The 17957-nt window shown below is 55.0% G+C and carries 21 protein-coding genes; 11 read left to right on the top strand and 10 right to left on the bottom strand.

Translation table 11 applies throughout. The features are described from left to right. The first annotated feature begins 95 nt into the window (after positions 1 to 95). The 5 genes from hmeg3_RS14085 (at position 96) to hmeg3_RS14065 (ending at position 4739) form a co-directional block, all read left to right on the top strand. Positions 96 to 824: a DUF4197 domain-containing protein gene (locus hmeg3_RS14085; protein WP_094564279.1), complete on the top strand. Its 729-nt coding sequence runs from the start codon at positions 96 to 98 to the stop codon at positions 822 to 824. A gap of 467 nt (positions 825 to 1291) precedes the next feature. Next, positions 1292 to 2005 (top strand): ABC transporter permease, encoded by a 714-nt coding sequence (locus tag hmeg3_RS14080; RefSeq protein ID WP_094564278.1) that lies wholly within the window; start codon positions 1292 to 1294, stop codon positions 2003 to 2005. Positions 2006 to 2024: 19 nt separating this feature from the next. Next, a complete protein-coding gene (locus hmeg3_RS14075; protein WP_094564277.1) occupies positions 2025 to 2948 on the top strand; it encodes a glycine betaine ABC transporter substrate-binding protein in 924 nt (307 codons plus the stop codon). Positions 2949 to 2958: 10 nt separating this feature from the next. Beyond that, positions 2959 to 3609 (top strand): ABC transporter permease, encoded by a 651-nt coding sequence (locus tag hmeg3_RS14070; protein ID WP_094564276.1) that lies wholly within the window; start codon positions 2959 to 2961, stop codon positions 3607 to 3609. Beyond that, on the top strand, positions 3606 to 4739 hold the full coding sequence (locus hmeg3_RS14065) for a betaine/proline/choline family ABC transporter ATP-binding protein (protein WP_094564275.1): 1134 nt from the start codon (positions 3606 to 3608) through the stop codon (positions 4737 to 4739). Before hmeg3_RS14070 ends, hmeg3_RS14065 begins: the two co-directional genes overlap by 4 nt. Before the next feature lie 82 nt (positions 4740 to 4821). On the opposite strand, the gene hmeg3_RS14060 is transcribed toward hmeg3_RS14065, so the two are convergent. The 3 genes from hmeg3_RS14060 to hmeg3_RS14050 all read right to left on the bottom strand — a co-directional run bounded on the left by hmeg3_RS14060 (position 4822) and on the right by hmeg3_RS14050 (position 8381). Continuing rightward, positions 4822 to 5844, bottom strand: a complete 1023-nt coding sequence (locus hmeg3_RS14060; RefSeq protein WP_094564274.1) for a fimbrial protein — start codon at positions 5842 to 5844, stop codon at positions 4822 to 4824. Between the two features lie 610 nt (positions 5845 to 6454). Continuing rightward, positions 6455 to 6934 (bottom strand): GNAT family N-acetyltransferase, encoded by a 480-nt coding sequence (locus tag hmeg3_RS14055; protein ID WP_094564273.1) that lies wholly within the window; start codon positions 6932 to 6934, stop codon positions 6455 to 6457. A gap of 46 nt (positions 6935 to 6980) precedes the next feature. Continuing rightward, the gene (locus hmeg3_RS14050) at positions 6981 to 8381 is read right to left on the bottom strand and encodes a DEAD/DEAH box helicase (protein WP_094564272.1); all 1401 of its coding nucleotides are present in this window, start codon (positions 8379 to 8381) and stop codon (positions 6981 to 6983) included. Positions 8382 to 8629: 248 nt separating this feature from the next. Between hmeg3_RS14050 and hmeg3_RS14045 the strand changes: the two genes are divergently transcribed. Continuing rightward, entirely contained in the window at positions 8630 to 9007 is a 378-nt protein-coding gene (locus hmeg3_RS14045) for a heavy metal-binding domain-containing protein (protein WP_157739273.1), read from the top strand. Positions 9008 to 9077: 70 nt separating this feature from the next. Here the strand turns inward: hmeg3_RS14045 and hmeg3_RS14040 are convergent, their stop codons facing one another. Beyond that, on the bottom strand, positions 9078 to 9395 hold the full coding sequence (locus hmeg3_RS14040) for a multidrug efflux SMR transporter (RefSeq protein WP_094564270.1): 318 nt from the start codon (positions 9393 to 9395) through the stop codon (positions 9078 to 9080). A gap of 85 nt (positions 9396 to 9480) precedes the next feature. Here hmeg3_RS14040 and hmeg3_RS14035 point away from each other — a divergent pair, with 85 nt between their 5' ends. Then, a complete protein-coding gene (locus hmeg3_RS14035; protein ID WP_094564269.1) occupies positions 9481 to 9915 on the top strand; it encodes a helix-turn-helix domain-containing protein in 435 nt (144 codons plus the stop codon). A 23-nt stretch (positions 9916 to 9938) separates the two neighbouring features. Here hmeg3_RS14035 and hmeg3_RS14030 read toward each other — a convergent pair whose 3' ends face one another. The 3 genes from hmeg3_RS14030 to hmeg3_RS14020 all read right to left on the bottom strand — a co-directional run bounded on the left by hmeg3_RS14030 (position 9939) and on the right by hmeg3_RS14020 (position 12129). Then, on the bottom strand, positions 9939 to 10694 hold the full coding sequence (locus hmeg3_RS14030; protein WP_094564268.1) for an alpha/beta fold hydrolase: 756 nt from the start codon (positions 10692 to 10694) through the stop codon (positions 9939 to 9941). Positions 10695 to 10706: 12 nt separating this feature from the next. Next, positions 10707 to 11186 carry a VOC family protein gene (locus tag hmeg3_RS14025; RefSeq protein WP_094564267.1) on the bottom strand — a complete coding sequence of 160 codons (480 nt, stop codon included), beginning with the start codon at positions 11184 to 11186 and terminating at the stop codon, positions 10707 to 10709. A gap of 145 nt (positions 11187 to 11331) precedes the next feature. Then, complete coding sequence (locus hmeg3_RS14020; RefSeq protein ID WP_050479659.1) at positions 11332 to 12129, bottom strand: inositol monophosphatase family protein; 798 nt, start codon at positions 12127 to 12129, stop codon at positions 11332 to 11334. A gap of 188 nt (positions 12130 to 12317) precedes the next feature. Between hmeg3_RS14020 and hmeg3_RS14015 the strand changes: the two genes are divergently transcribed. Next, entirely contained in the window at positions 12318 to 13091 is a 774-nt protein-coding gene (locus hmeg3_RS14015; protein WP_094564266.1) for an RNA methyltransferase, read from the top strand. After that, positions 13088 to 13810, top strand: coding sequence for a pseudouridine synthase (locus hmeg3_RS14010; protein ID WP_094564265.1), 723 nt, complete (start codon positions 13088 to 13090; stop codon positions 13808 to 13810). Before hmeg3_RS14015 ends, hmeg3_RS14010 begins: the two co-directional genes overlap by 4 nt. A gap of 165 nt (positions 13811 to 13975) precedes the next feature. Here hmeg3_RS14010 and hslO read toward each other — a convergent pair whose 3' ends face one another. Both hslO and hmeg3_RS14000 read right to left on the bottom strand, forming a co-directional pair. Continuing rightward, positions 13976 to 14896, bottom strand: coding sequence for an Hsp33 family molecular chaperone HslO (hslO, locus tag hmeg3_RS14005; RefSeq protein WP_094564264.1), 921 nt, complete (start codon positions 14894 to 14896; stop codon positions 13976 to 13978). Between the two features lie 81 nt (positions 14897 to 14977). Next, positions 14978 to 15502, bottom strand: a complete 525-nt coding sequence (locus tag hmeg3_RS14000) for a gamma carbonic anhydrase family protein (RefSeq protein ID WP_094564263.1) — start codon at positions 15500 to 15502, stop codon at positions 14978 to 14980. Positions 15503 to 15593: 91 nt separating this feature from the next. Here hmeg3_RS14000 and hmeg3_RS13995 point away from each other — a divergent pair, with 91 nt between their 5' ends. Further along, positions 15594 to 16445: a ferritin-like domain-containing protein gene (locus hmeg3_RS13995; protein WP_094564262.1), complete on the top strand. Its 852-nt coding sequence runs from the start codon at positions 15594 to 15596 to the stop codon at positions 16443 to 16445. 100 nt (positions 16446 to 16545) lie between these two features. Further along, the gene (locus hmeg3_RS13990) at positions 16546 to 16917 is read left to right on the top strand and encodes a hypothetical protein (protein ID WP_232511643.1); all 372 of its coding nucleotides are present in this window, start codon (positions 16546 to 16548) and stop codon (positions 16915 to 16917) included. A gap of 90 nt (positions 16918 to 17007) precedes the next feature. On the opposite strand, the gene hmeg3_RS13985 is transcribed toward hmeg3_RS13990, so the two are convergent. Next, entirely contained in the window at positions 17008 to 17940 is a 933-nt protein-coding gene (locus hmeg3_RS13985; RefSeq protein WP_094564260.1) for a triacylglycerol lipase, read from the bottom strand. Positions 17941 to 17957: the final 17 nt, after the last annotated feature.

The following is a 17957-nucleotide window of genomic DNA, read 5'->3' as shown; positions in this document are numbered from 1 at the left end:
CGCAGGGATAAATCAACATTCAAATCGATATTCGCCGATAGTCTGGCAAGCAGGGCGCGTATTATGATGGCACGGTCATTTTTCACGGAGCCTCCATGCCTCGCATTCCTTTCAAGTCCTCTTTCAATTCGTCTTTCAAGCCGTTTAAGCACGTTTCCATCGCGGCAAGCCTGGTCTTGTGCAGCACGCTGGCGTTTGCTTTCTCGCTGTCCGATATCAGTAATCAGGATGCAACCAGCGGACTGAAAGCGGCGCTGGAGAAGGGCGCCAATGTCGCCGTCTCCAAGCTCGGCGTCGAGAATGGTTTTCTCAACAACGACAAGGTCAAAATTCAATTGCCGGGGCTTTTGCAGCAAGCGATGCCGTTGCTGAAGATGACCGGACAAGGGCAGAAGCTGGATGATCTGGTGGTTTCGATGAACCGCGCCGCCGAGTCTGCCGTACCTCTCGCGAAGCCTTTGCTGATCAATGCGGTCAAGTCGATGTCGGTGACGGATGCGAAGAATATCCTCTCCGGTGGCGATACCTCCGTGACTGATTTCTTCCGCCAGAAAACCGCCACGCCGCTGGGTGAAAAATTCCTCCCCATCGTCAAGAAGATCACAGATCAAAACGGTCTTTCGGCCAAGTACAACACTACTATGGGACAAGTCGCCAAGACCGGTCTGGTATCCGGCGAGCAGTCGACGGTCGAAGGCTATGTCACACAACGTTCGCTTGACGGCTTGTTCTACATGATCGGTGAAGAAGAAAAAGCCATTCGCCGTGACCCTGTCGGTGCCGGCAGCGCCATCATCGGCAAGGTGTTTGGTGCCTTGAAGTGAGAAGCTGAGGGTGATCAGCACGGATTGAACGGAGTTGATTTAGCGATAAAAATTACCTTGCAACAATAAAAACCGGCCTAAAAGCCGGTTTTTTTACGCCTACAGATCTGACGGTTATGACTACTTGAAATGTCATGCCTGGACTTCATTAAGCAGTTCGGGTATAGTGATGCCTGTCCCAGCGACAAAACTTGTTCAACTACTAAGTAATTCCTGACCCGTCACGGGTTGTCTCGTTCTCCGGTGTGCTGATTTTCCATGCAGGCCGGGATGCATAAATTGTCGATCGTGCAGCATGTTGTTTTACTGCCATCGATTTCATCGCCGCTTCTTGCGGCATCGGTTCGCATCCAAATGATCTGCCCTGTGGGGGCAAGCGAACCACGAAAAATAGTCAAACGCGCTGTCGCGGTTTCGGTATCGGCATTTCATTGATCTCGACCATGGCGGCCATACAGGGGGTAACCATGACGCGATGTTTCCGCAACGTCATCGGTGGCGCAGCCGTTTCCGTGCTCGTCATCGCCGGTCTGATCCATTGGATCGGTACGGACGTGATCATTCAATACCGCAGCGATCTGATCTACTACACCGGCAAGCATTTGCAGCTGGTGGCGTGGTCGATGCTGCTGGCGATGGCCGTCGGCATCCCTGCCGGCATCCTGCTCAGCAGACCATGGGTAGCAGGCCGTGCCGAGTATTTCATGCAGATCTTCAACATCGGCAACACGATTCCATCGATTGCCGTTCTGGCGTTGGCACTGGCGTTCTTCGGTATCGGCAACTGGCCGACGATCATTGCATTGTGGCTGGCGTCAATGCTGCCCATCGTGCGCAATACTTTTGAAGGGTTGAAGAATGTGCCGGCATCCATGCGTGAGGCGGCGAAAGGCATCGGCATGAAGCCGTATCAGGTGCTGTTTCGCGTGGAGTTGCCGAATGCTTTGCCGATCATCGTCGGGGGTATTCGCACAGCGCTGGTGATCAACGTCGGTACCGCACCTTTGTCGATGCTGATCGGTGGCGAAAGCCTGGGCGGCCTGATTTTCCCCGGCATCTATCTGAACAACCACGGCCAACTGCTGCTGGGCGCTGCCGCGACCGCTTTGCTGGCCTTGCTGCTGGACGCGATAGTCAGTCTGCTGAGCAACTGGTACCTGTCACGCCGTGGCCTGGCATAACAACAAAAGGAAGCGCAAGATGAAAAAATCATATTTTGGCCGGGTCTTCACGGCACTGGCATTGACGCTGGGTACACTGACCATAGCGCTGACAACCGCGCAAGCACAGGCCTCCAATCTGTTGGTCGGCGGCAAGAACTTCACCGAGCAACTGATTCTGTCGCAAATGACCGCGCAATATCTGCGTGCAAAAGGCTACGACGTCGATCTGCGAAACGGCCTCGGCTCGACGCTCATGCGCAAGGCGCAGGAAAGCAATCAGCTCGACATCGTCTGGGAATACACAGGCACTTCGCTGATCGTCTACAACCACGTCGATGAAAAACTCGATGCGGAAGAAACCTATGAACGCGTCAAAGCGCTCGACAAGAAGATTGGTCTGATCTGGCTCAACGAATCTGCGCTGAACAATACCTATGCCTTCGCCATGCCGCAAAAACTGGCCGACGCGCAGGGTATCAATACGCTGGAGGATCTCGCGCAGCGCATTACACAAGAGCAGCAGGCTGGTGGCAAGCCGCACCTGATGGGTGTTGATTATGAGTTTGCGTCGCGTCCCGATGGTCTCGACCCGATGCAAAAACTGTACGGCTTTCAGCTCGACCGCAGCGAGGTCAAGCAGATGGATCCGGGCTTGGTCTATACCGCCTTGCGCAATGAGCAGCTGTATGTGGGGCTGACGTATTCATCAGACGGACGCATCAAGGGATTCAATCTCAAACTGCTGGAAGACAACAAGGGGTATTTCGCGCCCTACAAAGCGACGCCGGTCGTGCGGCAAGAAGTGCTGGAGCAGAATCCGGAACTTGCCGGACAGCTCAATGCGCTGTCCGCCACCATCGACACCGAAAAGATGACCGAGATGAACAAGCGCGTTGATATCGACCAGGAGCCTGTAGGCAAGGTCGTCACCGAATTCCTGCAGCAGCAGGGTTTGATTTGAGGAGCCTGCCATGAATCTGATTCAATATCTCTCCAGCGACTGGCACAACATCCTCAATCTGACGTTGCAGCATCTCAAGCTGGTCGGCATCGCCGTCAGTCTTGCCATTGTGATCGGCGTGCCGCTGGGCATTGCAATCACACGGCATCGCTGGCTGGCGACGCCATTGCTCGGCCTGGCCACTGTGGTGCTGACCTTGCCTTCGATTGCCTTGTTTGGTCTGATGATCCCCGTTTTCTCGCAATTTGGCGCAGGCATCGGCCCCTTGCCGGCGATCACAGCGGTGTTTCTGTATTCACTGCTGCCGATCATGCGCAACACCTTCCTCGCGCTCGACAACATCGACAGCGGTATCCAGGAAGCCGGAATCGGCATCGGCATGACCTTCTGGCAGCGTCTGCGCATGGTGGATCTGCCGCTGGCTGTACCCGTGATCTTGGGTGGCGTACGTACCGCCGTGGTGATGAACATCGGCGTGATGGCGATTGCCGCCGTGATCGGCGCCGGTGGGCTGGGCGTGTTGATCTTGCATGCGATCAGCCAAAGCAATATGCAAAAACTGGTTGTGGGCGCCGTGCTCATCAGTCTGCTGGCGATTGTCGCCGACATTCTTCTGCAAAGCCTGCAACGACTTCTGACACCGAAAGGACTGCAAAAATGATCGAACTCGACCAACTCAGCAAAACCTATACGCAAAAAGACGGCAACCTCGTCAAGGCTGTCGATTCCGTCAGCCTGAAAGTGGCAGAAGGCGAAATTTGTGTTTTCCTCGGACCATCCGGTTGCGGCAAAACCACGACGCTGAAAATGATCAACCGATTGATCAAGCCGACCTCGGGCCGTGTTCTGTTGAACGGCGAAGATACGACCGGCATCGATGAAGTCAGTCTGCGTCGCCACATCGGTTATGTGATTCAGCAGATCGGCTTGTTCCCGAACATGACCATCGAAGAAAACATCACCATCGTGCCGCGCCTGCTTGGTTGGGACAAGAAGCGTTGCCGTGACCGTGCGACGGAATTGATGGCGATGGTGGCGCTGGATCCTGCGAAATTTTTGAAGCGCTATCCGCGTGAATTGTCGGGCGGTCAGCAGCAGCGTATCGGCGTGATTCGTGCACTGGCGGCAGATGCACCGGTGCTGTTGATGGACGAGCCGTTCGGCGCTGTTGATCCGATCAATCGCGAATCGATCCAGAACGAATTCTTCCAGATGCAGCGTCAGCTCAACAAGACCGTGATCATGGTCAGTCATGACATCGATGAAGCGATCAAGCTGGGCGATCAGGTGGCAATTTTCCGCGCGGGCAAGCTGGTGCAGTTCGATCATCCCGATACCTTGCTGGCGCGTCCCAAGGATGACTTCGTCAGCGCCTTCGTCGGTCAGGATCACACGCTGAAGCGCTTGCTGCTGGTGCGTGCCGGTGACGCAGCGACAACGCCTGCGACGGCGCGCCCCGGTTTACCGCTGCAGGATGCAATGGTCTTGATGGATGATCAGGATGCACGCTATCTGACCATCACCGACAACCATAATCGCGCTCTCGGCTACGTCAGCCGCCGCGATATTCGTGGTGTACAAGGTGTCAGTGGCGACAAGGTCAAGCCGTTCACACTCAACGCCACGCCGGATGAAAATTTGCGCGTGGTGCTGTCGAAGATGTACAAGCACAGCGCCAGCTGGATGCCGGTTATCGATGCGGACGGCATGTATCTGGGAGAGGTCACGCAGGATTCGATTGCCGACTATCTCAGTTCAGGCAAATCGCGTGGCCAGAAAGTTGCGGTATAAGACGCGTGCGTTGACCGTGTTGCTTCCTTCAGCAGTGTTTTGTATTACGAGACTGTTTAGATAACGCTGGATTGATGCCGCTCTAGTGAAACGTAAAGGTCACCACAGCGCCGGCCGTCACGCGGCCGGCTTTCGTCGTTGTGCCACTTGGCACCATGCGCGCGCTGAAATTAAATGTCGACACACTGGCTTGTAATCCGTAGTCGACATCCGTTCCCAATTTCACTGGTACGTTATTTTTGTCGAGCAATTGCACATGTACTCCTTGTGCGCCGGTTGTAGAGGTATCGCTATTGGTAATCGTACCGGCAGCTGCGGTTACGAGGGAGCCACCTGTGGGGGCGATATTGATTTTTACTTTGACGCCGGCGGCGCAGTTGATGGTTAACTGAAACGGCGCCGATTTGCTGGGTTTTCTGCTCTGAAGCTCTGACAGTGGAAGCGATCCTAGCGGTACGGATGGCGGTATGCTATAGGTACAGGGGTTGCTGATTAGCCGGCTTCCGCCAGTGATGCGGTAAATTATCGGCGGATAATTGTCTACTTGGGTGGTCCACACATTATCCGCTCCAAGAACCCCAGAACTTATCTGATCCGAAGTCTTGACGAAGGTGAGCCTGATAGAGCCAAAACTGAAGGTTCCACCTATCTCTTGAACCGGCCCTCCGCCGTTTCTGATCGTAAAGTATTGCCGGCACGTGAGAATGCTGTTGCTTGATACATAACGCGAGTCCAACCTTATGCATTTGCCGCTGACAGCAACGTTGATGCCCTCTGAAAGACGCACGCCGAGTCCGGGAATAGGCTTGCCGCTTTGATCGATGACCTCCATGACGCCGTCTGAAGAGATCGTTCTAGGCAATTGGCTGGTTATGTAGTTATTAGCGGTAGAGCAATCGAACGCTGTACGACTGGTCCTGCTGTCAACGGTGGCCAGAACACCGCCCACAGGCGTATCGCGCGCGACGCTTAATGTGGGCACGGTGATGTCGATAGGCGTCGGTGCGCCTCCCAACATTTTGCATGGCGCTGCAAGAATTTTTTCATGCAACAGAAGACCGCACAAGCCAATGATAGTTAAGCTGATGAAGGTCTTTATCTTCACTTTTTTATTTCCTCACATCGATTTATATTCATTTTCCGGTCTCTTCTTTATCGAGCAGATTGCGGTGTCCATGCATGATGAAGGACTTGTTAATCGTTGAGGGAGTTATGAAAAATTCTAAATTATTTCTTTTATATTACGATTTTTGAGAGCCGCGGTCGATAACATCCGGCAGCGATCATATTGTTGTGTTCAGGAGGCGACACTGTCTTAACCGGTGTATTGACCGCAGAAACGTCGGCTCGACATTTGGTGGGGTGCTTGTATATTTCAAACGATAAGTACAGGCGTTAATGCCCGAACCATGCCTCTGCCAATCTATAGAAATCATCTCAAAATACTTTTAGGGATTTTTGACGCACGCTGGCTGATGGCATTAAGAAAAACTGAAATGCGCATAGTCTTCTGGGAGGCGATGTAAAAGAAGATGAGCAAAAATGCTTGCTCTATCCCCTTAGTGAGGCGGAAATTTCTGTGTGCCCCTAATGGGGGTGTAGGCAACGTCTGAGGCTGGAGAGCAAAAAGCTAGCCGCTTCAGTTGGGTAAACTGGTTTCGCGCTACTCAGTGAGAAAAAAGCCCCGCGCGCCGGGTCTTTTCACTTTCTTCGTGTTACAGCAGGCGATGCATGAAGATGGCTTTGCCGGTTGTCGGATTCAATTCGTATCCGCTGAAACCAGTGCTCGCGTAGAGTGCGCGAGCGACTGTATTGCCTTCCAATACTTCCAGCGTGATCTTGCAGCAGGCGAGCTCGCGTGCGCACTTTTCAATCGCGTGCATCAACTGTTTTGCGATACCGCGTCCACGATAAGCAGGTGCGACCGCAAAGTCATGGATGTTGAGCAGGGGCTTGCAGGCGAAGCTGGAAAAGCCTTCGATGCAATTCGCAAATCCGGCCGGCGTATCGCCATCGAACGCCAGGAACACATGCACGGAAGGGCGCTTGCGCAATTCATCGATCAGATGAGTGCGGACGAAATCGGTGATGCCTTCGCCGCCGCCCATCAGATCGGATGCATACGCATCGAGCATGTCGAGAATGGCGACGCCATGTCGCGGATTGTTGAGATCTGCCTTGATGACGTCGATCATTTCTGCCACTTCGATACTCCGCGCTGTTTAGTCGAAAGCAGCTATTTTACCTGCCGCGACCACCGGAGCGATGTGTCGATGCCGAAGGACGTGCAGCAGGTCCGCGGTTTTGTGCAGGACCCTGGCCTTGTGGCTTGGCAGGGCCGCCTTGACGCGGCTTGGCCGATGCTTGCTGGCCTTGACCACTTCCGGCGCCCGGTTTTTTCGGTTGTTGCGAGCGACCGCCACCACCACCACCACCGCCTTGGCGACGTTGACCGCCGCCACCGCCGCTGCGCAGTTGAATCGGCTGTGGTTTCGCCTTCGGATCGGGTTCAAAACCAGGAATGATTTCGACCGGGATTTCGCGTTTGATGAAGCGTTCGATGTCGTGCAGCATGTCGCGCTCGTCGACGCACACCAGCGACACGGCAGAGCCGGTTGCGCCGGCGCGGCCGGTACGGCCGATACGGTGAACGTAGTCTTCCGGCACGTTGGGCAGATCATAGTTGACCACGTGCGGCAGTTGATCGATGTCGATGCCGCGTGCTGCGATATCGGTGGCGATCAGTGCCTGCAGCTTGCCGTCCTTGAACTCGGCCAGCGCACGGGTGCGGGCAGCCTGGCTCTTGTTGCCGTGGATCGCCATGGCGGTGATGCCGTCGCGCTCCAATTGTTCGACCAGCTTGTTGGCACCGTGTTTGGTGCGGGTGAACACCAGCACTTGCGTCCATTTGTGCGTGTTGATCAGGTGCGCCAGCATCGGATGCTTCTTGTCGCGATCGACCGGGTGGATCTTTTGGCCGATCACTTCGACGGTCGAGTTGCGACGCGCAACTTCGATCATTGCCGGCGAATTCAGCAGGCCGTCGGCCAGTGCCTTGATTTCGTCGGAGAAGGTCGCCGAGAACAGCAGGTTCTGACGCTTCTTCGGCAGGATCGCGAGGATCTTTTTGATGTCACGGATAAAGCCCATGTCGAGCATGCGATCAGCTTCGTCCAGGATCAGAACCTGGATATTGCGCAGGTCGACGGTGTTCTGTTGCATGTGATCCAGCAGACGGCCTGGTGTTGCGACCAGAATGTCGACGCCTTGCTTGAGCTGGCGAATTTGCGGATTGATGCCGACGCCGCCGAAGATGCATGCGGAAGTCAGTGGCAGATATTTGCCGTACAGGCGGACGCTTTCTTCAACCTGCGCAGCCAGTTCACGTGTCGGAGTCAGGATCAGTGCACGGATAGGCACATGACCGTTGATCTTGACGCGCTCGACCGACGACAAGCGTTGCAGCAGCGGCAGCGTGAAACCGGCGGTCTTACCCGTGCCGGTTTGTGCGCCTGCCAGCAAGTCGCCACCGGCGAGCACTGCAGGTACAGCTTGCATCTGAATTGGAGTTGGCGTGGTATAGCCCTGTTCGGTTACGGCACGAACGATTTCCTCGGAAAGACCGAGAGATGAGAATGACATAGTGGAATTTAAAAATATCGGCCTGTCGCCGCAGTGGGCGCCAGTCGCAGGCAAACGGGATTGAAACGTCGGGAGGACAGCGGACTTTGACTGGAGAATGTGCCGCACGGGGCGCAGTATAACAGCAGAAGTCCGGAAACAGGCGTTTCTGTGCAATTGCTTGTTGTGTCAGAATGTGAGCGGCGATTTTTCTGCTCGATTGCTATCGCCGAAGTCTTACTAATATCAACAATATTTGGGGTCAAAGAATGATTGGAAAATCCACGAAGTATGTTGTCACTGTAGCTATGTTGGCGCTGATCGCCGGTTGTGCGTCTTATCGTACCGACACCGATACTACATTTGCGTCAACCAAAGGACTATCGAACGCCAACAAGATCATCATCAGCGAGACGGCCTTGTCCGACAAGAAGTACAAAGAGCTTGGACCAGTCGAGGGTGAAGTGAAGAAATTGACGATTTTCCATCGTGATCCGACCAAGGAACAGGTCGACATCATTTTGTCCGACAAGGCTGCCGCCATGGGGGCCGATGCGATCGTGAATGTGGTCTACAAGAGTGGTGTCGGTATGACAACGTGGGGTTATATCGAAGCCAAGGGAACGGCAGTCAAGTTTGCTGACTGATTGAATAACCCTATGTAAGTTGGTGAAAGCGGCCGTCCTCGTGACGGCCTTTTCTTTAACTCCAAACCTATCATGCATCCAACAAGCGCAGGCCGATAGTGCCGGCGATAATCAGGGCAATGCACAGCAGGCGCAACGGTGACAAGGCATCGTTGAACAGGTAAATGCCCAGCACTGCCACCCCGACAGAACCGGTGCCGGTCCAGATGGCATACGCCGTGCCGGCGGGTAAATTGCGCATGGCCAGCGTCAGGAACAACACGCTGCACGCGGCTGCGCCGACACCGATCAGACTTGGCGTCAGCTTGGTCCAGCCGTTTGCATACTTGAGCGCGATCGCCATGATAATTTCCACTACACTTGCCAAAGACAGGTAAATCCAAGCCATTTGTTTCTCCGTAAGGAATCAATTGAACAGGCGCTCAGCATAGGTAAAGGGCGAAAGTGCAACAAGTAGGTACTTTTTGGTAACCATGAAACCCGCAAACAAAATTTCTGCAGAAGAAACGCAGACTGATATTTATCGTCTCGCATGCCCATCGCGCAAGGCACTCGAACTGGTCGGCAGCAAATGGGCCTTGCTGATTTTTCCTGCACTGGCAGCGGGGCCGATGCGCAATAATGCTTTGCTGCGCAAGATCGAAGGCATCTCGCAAAAGATGCTGACGCAGACATTGAAAGAGCTGGAGCGCAACGGTCTGGTGACGCGCTGCAATCTGGAGACAGCCGCGCCGCACGTGGAGTATGAGTTAAGCCCGCTGGGAGAATCCCTGAGCGAGACGCTGATTGCGCTGGACAACTGGGCGGAGCGGCATTATGCCGATTTGCAACGTGCGCGCGAACAATTCGACAGCGATGAAAAAGCCGGTGAAGCAGTCACCGGCCGTATCGTGCATAAGTTGAAATGAGTTGAAATAAGCTGCTCAGCAAATCAGGCTGACTGCGCAGCCAGAAAATCCAGCACAGGCGGCAACACCAGCTTGCTCTGCATCAGCCCGCCGAAATGCGTCACACCCGGCAGCGATACAAAGGACGCGCGCGGCAGTAATTCAGTGCAGCGCTTCACTGCCGCATGACGCGCATCGGCGTCGCCGCAAAACATCAGGCAGGGCATAGCGATCAAGGGCAACAAGTCTTCCATGGAGGCGCGTGGCTGTTGCGCCGCTGCTGCCAGCGCCTGCAAATCATTGGCGCGGATCATCATCTTTACTTCAGCGGAAATTTTTTCATTGAGTACCGATTCAAAGGCCGTGATGAAGGCTGCCGGATCGGTGCCGTCGAGCCCTTTGAACGCCTCCCAGCTGGTGTCGGCGTAGGGATGGGCTGCACCGAGGATCAACGATTGCAGGCGGTGTGGCGCATAACGCACCATGCCGTAGCCGACCCAGCCGCCCAGCGAGTAGCCGCAGTAGTTGACCTTGTCGATGCCAAGATCGTCGAGTGTGGCCACGACGTCTTGAGTGCGCTGCTGTAGCGTGTAAGCGTGGGTGTCGTGCGGCTTGTCGCTCAGGCCGTGGCCGAGTGCATCGATGGCGACGACGCGATAGTGTTTCTGCAAGACTTCGGTGAAACCAAAAAAACGCCAGGCTTGCGAACTACTGGTAAAACCATGATGCAGGAGCAGGTCAGGCCCTTCTCCGCTGATTTCGTAGTGAATGCGCCGACCGGCGCTGGTGACAAATGGCATGGAGCAAACGGCTTAGGCCGGAGTTGGTTTGCACTTCTTGAGCAGTGCCTGCGAGCGGCTGCGGATCTCTTCGTTGGACAAATCTTCTTTGTGCGTGGCAATCGACCAGATATGACCATACGGGTCGCGCAACATGCCGGACCGGTCGCCGTAGAACTGGTCTTGGACGGCACGCAACTTGGCGGCGCCCATGGCAATGGCCCGGTTAAAAATGGTGTCGACGTCATCGACGTAGATCAGCATGCTGACACCGGCCCCGCCGAGCGTCTTGGGGCAATGGATGCCCATTTCGATGAACTCGTCGGCCAGCATGACGCGCGCGTTGCCGATCTGAATTTCGGCGTGCCAGATTTTATCGTGGGGACCGTCGATGCGCATGACTTCGGTTGCGCCGAAGGCTTTCTCGTAAAACGCAATGGCGCTGGCGGTGTCGGAGACGATCAGATAGGGCGTGACGCTGCTGTAGCCTTCGGGAATGGGATTGACTGCCATGCTCGTCTCCTTGGGTGGCTGGGAAGCGCTGCAAATCGAATTGAATCGCAACGCCCCCCTGGCGTGACTTGGTGACTGCTCCGGCTCTCCGACCGGATTGTGATAAATGGTACGTGATGCGTGATGCCGAACTGAAGTCTGAATCTTATGCGAATTCAGACAGCAAATTGACTTGCTGCGAGAAAATCTTTGGATTACCGGCCAGGACGTCGCCCTTGTAGAGGTAATCGGCTTCGCCCTTGAAGGTGCCGACGATACCGCCAGCTTCCGTCACCAGCAGCGAACCGGCGGCGATGTCCCAAGGTTTCAGACCTTTTTCGAAGAAGCCGTCGAGACGGCCGGCGGCGACATAGGCCAGATCCAGCGCAGCAGCGCCCGGACGGCGCAGACCGGCGCAGCTTTCGGTCATGATCTTGAACATCTTCATGTATTCGTTCAGGCCATCCATGTCGCGGAACGGGAAGCCCGTACCGATCAGGCCGTCAGCGATCTTGTCGCGCTTGCTGACGCGGATGCGCTTTTCGTTCAGGTAAGCACCTGCGCCTTTGGAGGCGGTAAACAGGTCGTTGCGTGTTGGGTCGTAGACCACGGCTTGCGTAATGATGCCGCGCTGTTGCAGCGCGATGGAGACGCAGTATTGTGGAAAGCCGTGAATGAAGTTGGTGGTGCCGTCGAGTGGATCGATGATCCAGACGTTTTCATTTTCGTCGTGCAGGTTGGCGGATGCGCCGGACTCTTCCGCCAGAATGGCGTGGTCGGGATAAGCGGTCTTCAGGACCTCAATGATGGCGTCTTCCGCTGCTTTGTCCACTTCGGTGACGAAGTCGTTGTGCTGCTTCTTGGTGACCTTGAGCAAGGAGACGTCGAAGGAGGCGCGATTGATGACGGCGGCGGCGCGGCGGGCAGCCTTAATCGCCGTATTGAGCATTGGGGGGATAAGCATCCTGAGGGTTCCGTTAAAATGGCGTCTTCGCCGCCGGTTTCGTTACCGTCGGGAGAAGTTGCACAACAATGAAATTAATGAGCGGTGCACCGTCTAAAAATTGCCAATTTAACATCAAAGCGGCATTGCCGAGCCTGTTTTTGGCTGGGCTTACGAGATTTTTGGACATGCGAATACCGCTATTTTAAATGAACACGCCCAAAATCGATAATTCTGTTTTCAAACGCCTGCGTTTCGTGTTGGTGGAAACCAGCAGTCCAGGCAATATCGGCGCGGCTGCCCGCGCCATCAAGACCATGGGTTTCGGCGAGCTGGTGCTGATCAATCCACGGTTCCCCAATGCAGTACAGGAGGAGGCTGCGGTAGCTTTTGCCAGCGGTGCGCAGGACGTCTTGTCCGGCGCGCGTATCGTGTCGAGCATCGAAGAAGCGCTGCAGGACTGCAACTTTGCTGCGGCGATCAGCGCGCGCCTGCGCGAGTTTTCGCCGCCGGTGGTGACGCCGCGCGCGATTGCTGAACAAGTCGCCGGCGACACCGGCTTGAAGGCGGCTCTGATTTTCGGCAATGAACGCTTTGGTTTGCCGAATGAATTAGTGCAAAAATGCAACGTTTTGATCAATATCCCGGCTAATCCCGACTATTCGTCGCTCAATCTGGCACAGGCGGTGCAGGTGCTGGCCTATGAGTTTCGGATGGCGGAGCTGGGCGATCACAAACAGGCGACCGACATCGGTTTTCAAGGGGAAATGGCCGGCGTGGCGGAAATCGAAGGCATGTTCCGGCACCTTGAAGAAGCGCTGGTGGCCATTGAGTTCCTCAAGCCAGATAGCCCCAAAAAACTGATGCCGCGTCTGAAGCGTCTGTTTTCCCGTACCCAATTGGAAACCGAGGAGGTCAATATTCTGCGTGGTATCGCCCGCCAGATTCTGACACCCAAACAAGAAAGAAAGCCGAAGGAATGAGCAAGTTGAGTCTGGATCGCATCCTGCAATCGCAAGGTTTTGGATCGCGCAAATATTGTCGTTCATTGATCGAAGATGGCGAGGTCGTCATCAACGGTGAAGTAGTCGATGACTATCGTTTTACGCCAGATACCGAAGGCCTGGTCTTTACGCTGTTCGATGAAGAATGGACGTATCGGGAGCATGTCTATATTGCGCTGAACAAGCCGGCCAATTTTGAGTGCTCACGTAAGCCCAGTCATCATCCGGGCGTGCTGACGATTTTGCCGGAGCAGTTTTCCTGGCGCGACGTGCAGCCGGTCGGCCGGCTAGATCATGACACTACCGGCTTGCTGCTGATGTCGGATGACGGCGCATTTATTCATGCGCAATCGTCACCCAAACGCCATGTGCCGAAGGTCTATGCCGCAACCACGCACGATGCCGTGACGGACGAGCTGATAGCGCAATTGCTCGGTGGCGTGCAGCTGCATGACGAGCCGGCGCCATTGGCGGCTGTGACTTGCCGCAAACTTGATACGCATCTGCTGGAAATCGTGTTGGAGCAGGGCAAATACCATCAGGTCAAACGCATGTTGGCCGCTGCCGGTAATCATTGCAGCGCCTTGCGCCGTGTCGCCATCGGCGGCTTGCAATTGGACGCGTTGGAGCTGGAAGAAGGGGAGTGGTGCTATCTCGATGCGGCGCAGTTGGCGTTGCTGGTGCCTGCTCAAGTTTGATGTCCGACCTGATGAGGACTGATCGGCTCTCATCCGTCAATCATCGGAGCGGTCGTCCCGGCGCACGCTCGAATTGCGTGTCGTATTTGACAGCAACTGAATCTGAATCGTGCGCAACGGAAGCTGCCGGGTTCTGACTTTCGTCAGGACGGCAGCATCGCTATATCAGTGACGGGTATCCGTTTGCGGCACGGCATCGGCAGGTGTTTCCGGCAGAAAAAGATGGGCGCAGTCGATCGCGTCAAACTCGTAGTGCTGGCCGCAGAATTCGCAACTGATGCCGAGCTTTTCTTCGCTCGCCAGTGCATCTTCAATTTCTTCCTGCCCCAGCATCTTGAGCATCTTGCCGACTTTTTCGCGCGAGCAGGAGCAGTAAAATTCAGGGTGAGCAGGATCGAAAACGCGGATGGTTTCTTCCCAGAACAAGCGTCGCATCAGCGTTTCAATATCAGTGCTTAGCAACTCTTCCTTGCGCAAGGTATTACCGAGCATCGACAGGCGATTCCAGGTTTCCAGTTCTTCTGCGGGAGCATTCTTGCCGCCTTGTGTCGGCAGTTTTTGCAACAACACGCCGCGCGCGACGTTGTCGTCCGCTGCCAGCCACAGCTTGGTGTCAAGCTGCTCAGAGCGCAGCATGTAATTTTCGATCACGGTAGCGACGTTGTCGCCGTCCAGTGGCACGATGCCCTGGTAGGCTTGTTGGCCCGGCATCTTGTCTTTCGGGTCGAGCGTGATCACAAAGCGGCCTTCGCCATTGGCATTGACGAGCTGTTCCAGCGTGGCGTCATCGGCCACCTCCTGGCCTTCGACAAGTTTTGCCGTGGCGCGCAGACGCAGATCTGAGTCGCATTCGACCACCAGCAACTTGACCGGGCCGTCGCCATGAATTTGCATGACGATCATGCCGTTGAACTTGAGATTGGCCGACAGCAACGCCGCTGCCGACAGCATTTCGCCGAGCAGCGCTTTGACGGCGACCGGATAATCGCGGCGTGCAAGTATCTGTTGCCAGGTTGCAGAAATCTCCACCAGTTCTCCGCGAACCGGTGCATCTTCAACCATGAATTTTTGCAGCGTATCTTTCATTATTTCTTTCTATTGCTCAGTGATGCTCACGAGAGGCGGCTTACGCCGCATCGTGTTGTCTTGCCTTGTTTTAACGACGCGTCAGGCGATGCGTTTGAGACTGGTTTTAAACAACTGCGCGCGTTCAACGTAGCTGTCGGTACCGGCACGCATGCGTGCGATATCTTCCGGTGTCAGCGTGCGTACAGCCTTGGCGGGCGAACCGATGATCAGCGAGTTTTCAGGAAACTCCTTGCCTTCGGTGACCAGCGCGCCGGCGCCGACCAGGCTGTTTTTGCCGATCTTGGCGCCATTGAGCACGATTGCCTGAATACCGATCAAGGCGCCTTCGCCGATCGTGCAGCCATGCAGCATGGCCTGATGACCGACTGTCACGTTCTTGCCGATGTGCATCGGGTAACCGACGTCAGTGTGCAATACTGCACCCTCCTGAACGTTACTGTTTTCACCGATGGTGATTAATTCATTGTCACCGCGAATGCTGACGTTGAACCAGACGCTGGCATGCTCTTCGAGCTTGACCTTGCCGACCACGACGGCCGACTCGGCGACGTAAGCGGTTTCTGCGATTTCCGGCGTGTCTTGTTCCAACTTGTAAATTGCCATAATAAAATTGTCTCCTCGGTTAATCGAGAACACAGACACCCATATTGGGACGGACTGTGTTGCATCAACCCGTCATTTTACCGCTGCTTGTATGAATTCACCTTTGACTCCTGCTTTGAATGCCGATTTGCATTGCGGTAATTCTTTTAACCCGACGGAATTACGCGCAGGAGCCCTGGCTTGCCTGATCCAGACCGAGAGCGCCATGAAGGTCGCCGGTGTCCACGCGCTGGCGAGTGAGTGGCATGAAGGTCGTCTCGCGCTGCACTGTGGTGCGGCCTTGTCGACGGATGCCGCTATCCCCGGCAGACCCATACGGCCCGAACTGGTGTCTCCGCTGCAGGTGAAGCATCGTTCCATGCGCACGGAAGAAGGGCGTGCAGCCATGATCCATGCGCTGGCGCATATTGAGTTCAATGCAATCAATCTGGCGCTGGATGTGATCTGGCGCTTTCCGGATATGCCCGAAGCGTTTTATGTCGACTGGTTGCAGGTGGCAAGCGAAGAGGCTTACCATTTTTCGTTGCTGGCGGCGCACTTGAAGGTGCTTGGTTATTCTTACGGCGATTTTCCTGCGCATAACAGCTTGTGGGACATGGCCGAGAAAACCCGATCCGACATTCTCGCCCGCATTGCATTGGTGCCGCGCACGATGGAGGCGCGAGGTCTGGATGCTGCGCCGCCGGTGCGCAACAAACTGGCGCAGGCAGGCGATCGGGCTGCGGCGGAAATTCTCGACATCATCATGCGCGATGAAATCGGTCATGTGGCCATCGGCAACCGTTGGTATGGATGGCTGTGCAAGCAACGCGATCTTGATCCGATAGCAACGTTTGCAAACTTGTCCGTTGAGTTCAAAGCGCCGGTGATGCGCGGCCCGTTCAATATGACGGCACGTCGAGCGGCAGGTTTTACGGATGAAGAGCTGGCCTTGATGGAGTAACGGCAAGGTCTTCGAATTTCGCCTATTTCGGTTGGATATTTTTACTGTTTTGTTGTGTCTGAGGTAGACAAGAACCGGCAACGTGCTATCGTGCCGCAGGATGTTTTTCACGCGTCTTCCGGACGATTCTGATTTTGAAAGGGTAAATATGAAATTCACTAAATTAATGGGCGCTGCGTTGGCAATCGGCGCGGTGGTGCTGGCAGTTTCCGCTTGCCAGAAAAAAGAAGAAACACCAGGACCTGCAGAGTCAATGGGTAAGCAGATCGACAGTGCAGTAAAGAACGCTGGTGATCAGGCTGCCGTAGCTGCAGACAAGGCACAAGACAAGGCAACTGAAGCCGGTCAAAAGCTGGATCAGGCAATGAGCAATGCCAAGGAAGAGGCGAAGGATCTGACACAAAAGGCCGGAGAAAAGATTGAAGCCACTGGTCAACAGATTCAGGATGCAGCCAAAGACGCCAAGAAGTAAGTAGGCAGATAGAGGCGTCAGTACATTCTTTACACCTGTATGGCTTACGGCTGTAGTTCAAGAAACCCGCATTTTCCGATGCGGGTTTTTTTATTTGTCGGCCTTGTGGATTTCTTCGATGACGAGTGCTTGGATAGTGGCATCCAATGCCAGGGCGACGTGGCCGATGCCGCTGATGGCGATGTTTTCCGCTCCCGGCAAATGGGAGGATATTTGCGGCGATACGATGTTGTCGTGATGGGAATAGATCGACAGAATAACAGCGCGCGTTTCAGGATTTTCCGTAGCGGCCAATTTGTGCAGCCATTCGCTGCTGGTACCTTCCTCGGCGCGTCCCAGCCAGTTCATTTCGCCACAATTGATACCGATGCCGAAGTTTGCGATGGTGGTGCCATGATGTGGCGTGCCTAGCGTAATGACCTTGGCAATGTTGGTGTGGCCATGATCTCGAAGATACGCACGCGCCGCCAGGCCTCCCATGCTGTGGGCTACGATGACGATTTTGTTCTGCCCGCTTTCGGTGACTAGCCGCTGCACGGCTTCATGCACAATGGGTGCGTAGCCGTCGATGCTGCCGAATACCGGCTCCATGTCGACGGCATAATGAGTGATGTGGGCTTCGCAGAGCGCCTTGCTCATCCAGTGCCAGTAGCCGCTATTGCAGCCATAGCCGTGAATCAGCAAAACCGGCAGGGAGGTCGTATCAGTAAAGATGCGTTTATCGAAACGTTGAAAAGGCATGCCCCAGGACGAGCACACCATGGTGGCGCAATACTCACCCGCGAATAATCTGAAAATACCCGGCCAAGTCAGCTCGGGGGTATGGGCAGACTTGGCACGATAAGGCCATGTCAGGAAGAAGCTATTGGCCGTAATGGAGGCGCGAAACAATGCAACCAGCGCAAGGCTGAGAACGATCGCAAGAGGGACGTTGGTGACGTGCAGCTTGACGAGCAGAATGTAGAACAAAATGGCTACGCCAAATTGCGTGAGCAGCAAGGTTCTGGCGATGCGGGCGATCATGCAGCAGCGGCCTCGTG

Origin of the sequence: Herbaspirillum sp. meg3 (assembly GCF_002257565.1) — a bacterium.
In the GTDB taxonomy this organism is placed as follows: domain Bacteria; phylum Pseudomonadota; class Gammaproteobacteria; order Burkholderiales; family Burkholderiaceae_D; genus Herbaspirillum.
This window is presented reverse-complemented; position numbering and strand designations above follow the sequence as displayed.

Coding starts and splice junctions, on each gene's coding strand:
- hmeg3_RS14085 (WP_094564279.1), top strand. CDS start 96: ATGCCTCGCATTCCTTTCAAGTCCTCTTTCAATTCGTCTTTCAAGCCG.
- hmeg3_RS14080 (WP_094564278.1), top strand. CDS start 1,292: ATGACGCGATGTTTCCGCAACGTCATCGGTGGCGCAGCCGTTTCCGTG.
- hmeg3_RS14075 (WP_094564277.1), top strand. CDS start 2,025: ATGAAAAAATCATATTTTGGCCGGGTCTTCACGGCACTGGCATTGACG.
- hmeg3_RS14070 (WP_094564276.1), top strand. CDS start 2,959: ATGAATCTGATTCAATATCTCTCCAGCGACTGGCACAACATCCTCAAT.
- hmeg3_RS14065 (WP_094564275.1), top strand. CDS start 3,606: ATGATCGAACTCGACCAACTCAGCAAAACCTATACGCAAAAAGACGGC.
- hmeg3_RS14055 (WP_094564273.1), bottom strand. CDS start 6,934: ATGATCGACGTCATCAAGGCAGATCTCAACAATCCGCGACATGGCGTC.
- hmeg3_RS14050 (WP_094564272.1), bottom strand. CDS start 8,381: ATGTCATTCTCATCTCTCGGTCTTTCCGAGGAAATCGTTCGTGCCGTA.
- hmeg3_RS14045 (WP_157739273.1), top strand. CDS start 8,630: ATGATTGGAAAATCCACGAAGTATGTTGTCACTGTAGCTATGTTGGCG.
- hmeg3_RS14040 (WP_094564270.1), bottom strand. CDS start 9,395: ATGGCTTGGATTTACCTGTCTTTGGCAAGTGTAGTGGAAATTATCATG.
- hmeg3_RS14035 (WP_094564269.1), top strand. CDS start 9,481: ATGAAACCCGCAAACAAAATTTCTGCAGAAGAAACGCAGACTGATATT.
- hmeg3_RS14030 (WP_094564268.1), bottom strand. CDS start 10,694: ATGCCATTTGTCACCAGCGCCGGTCGGCGCATTCACTACGAAATCAGC.
- hmeg3_RS14025 (WP_094564267.1), bottom strand. CDS start 11,186: ATGGCAGTCAATCCCATTCCCGAAGGCTACAGCAGCGTCACGCCCTAT.
- hmeg3_RS14020 (WP_050479659.1), bottom strand. CDS start 12,129: ATGCTTATCCCCCCAATGCTCAATACGGCGATTAAGGCTGCCCGCCGC.
- hmeg3_RS14015 (WP_094564266.1), top strand. CDS start 12,318: ATGAACACGCCCAAAATCGATAATTCTGTTTTCAAACGCCTGCGTTTC.
- hmeg3_RS14010 (WP_094564265.1), top strand. CDS start 13,088: ATGAGCAAGTTGAGTCTGGATCGCATCCTGCAATCGCAAGGTTTTGGA.
- hslO (WP_094564264.1), bottom strand. CDS start 14,896: ATGAAAGATACGCTGCAAAAATTCATGGTTGAAGATGCACCGGTTCGC.
- hmeg3_RS14000 (WP_094564263.1), bottom strand. CDS start 15,502: ATGGCAATTTACAAGTTGGAACAAGACACGCCGGAAATCGCAGAAACC.
- hmeg3_RS13995 (WP_094564262.1), top strand. CDS start 15,594: ATGAATTCACCTTTGACTCCTGCTTTGAATGCCGATTTGCATTGCGGT.
- hmeg3_RS13990 (WP_232511643.1), top strand. CDS start 16,546: ATGTTTTTCACGCGTCTTCCGGACGATTCTGATTTTGAAAGGGTAAAT.
- hmeg3_RS13985 (WP_094564260.1), bottom strand. CDS start 17,940: ATGATCGCCCGCATCGCCAGAACCTTGCTGCTCACGCAATTTGGCGTA.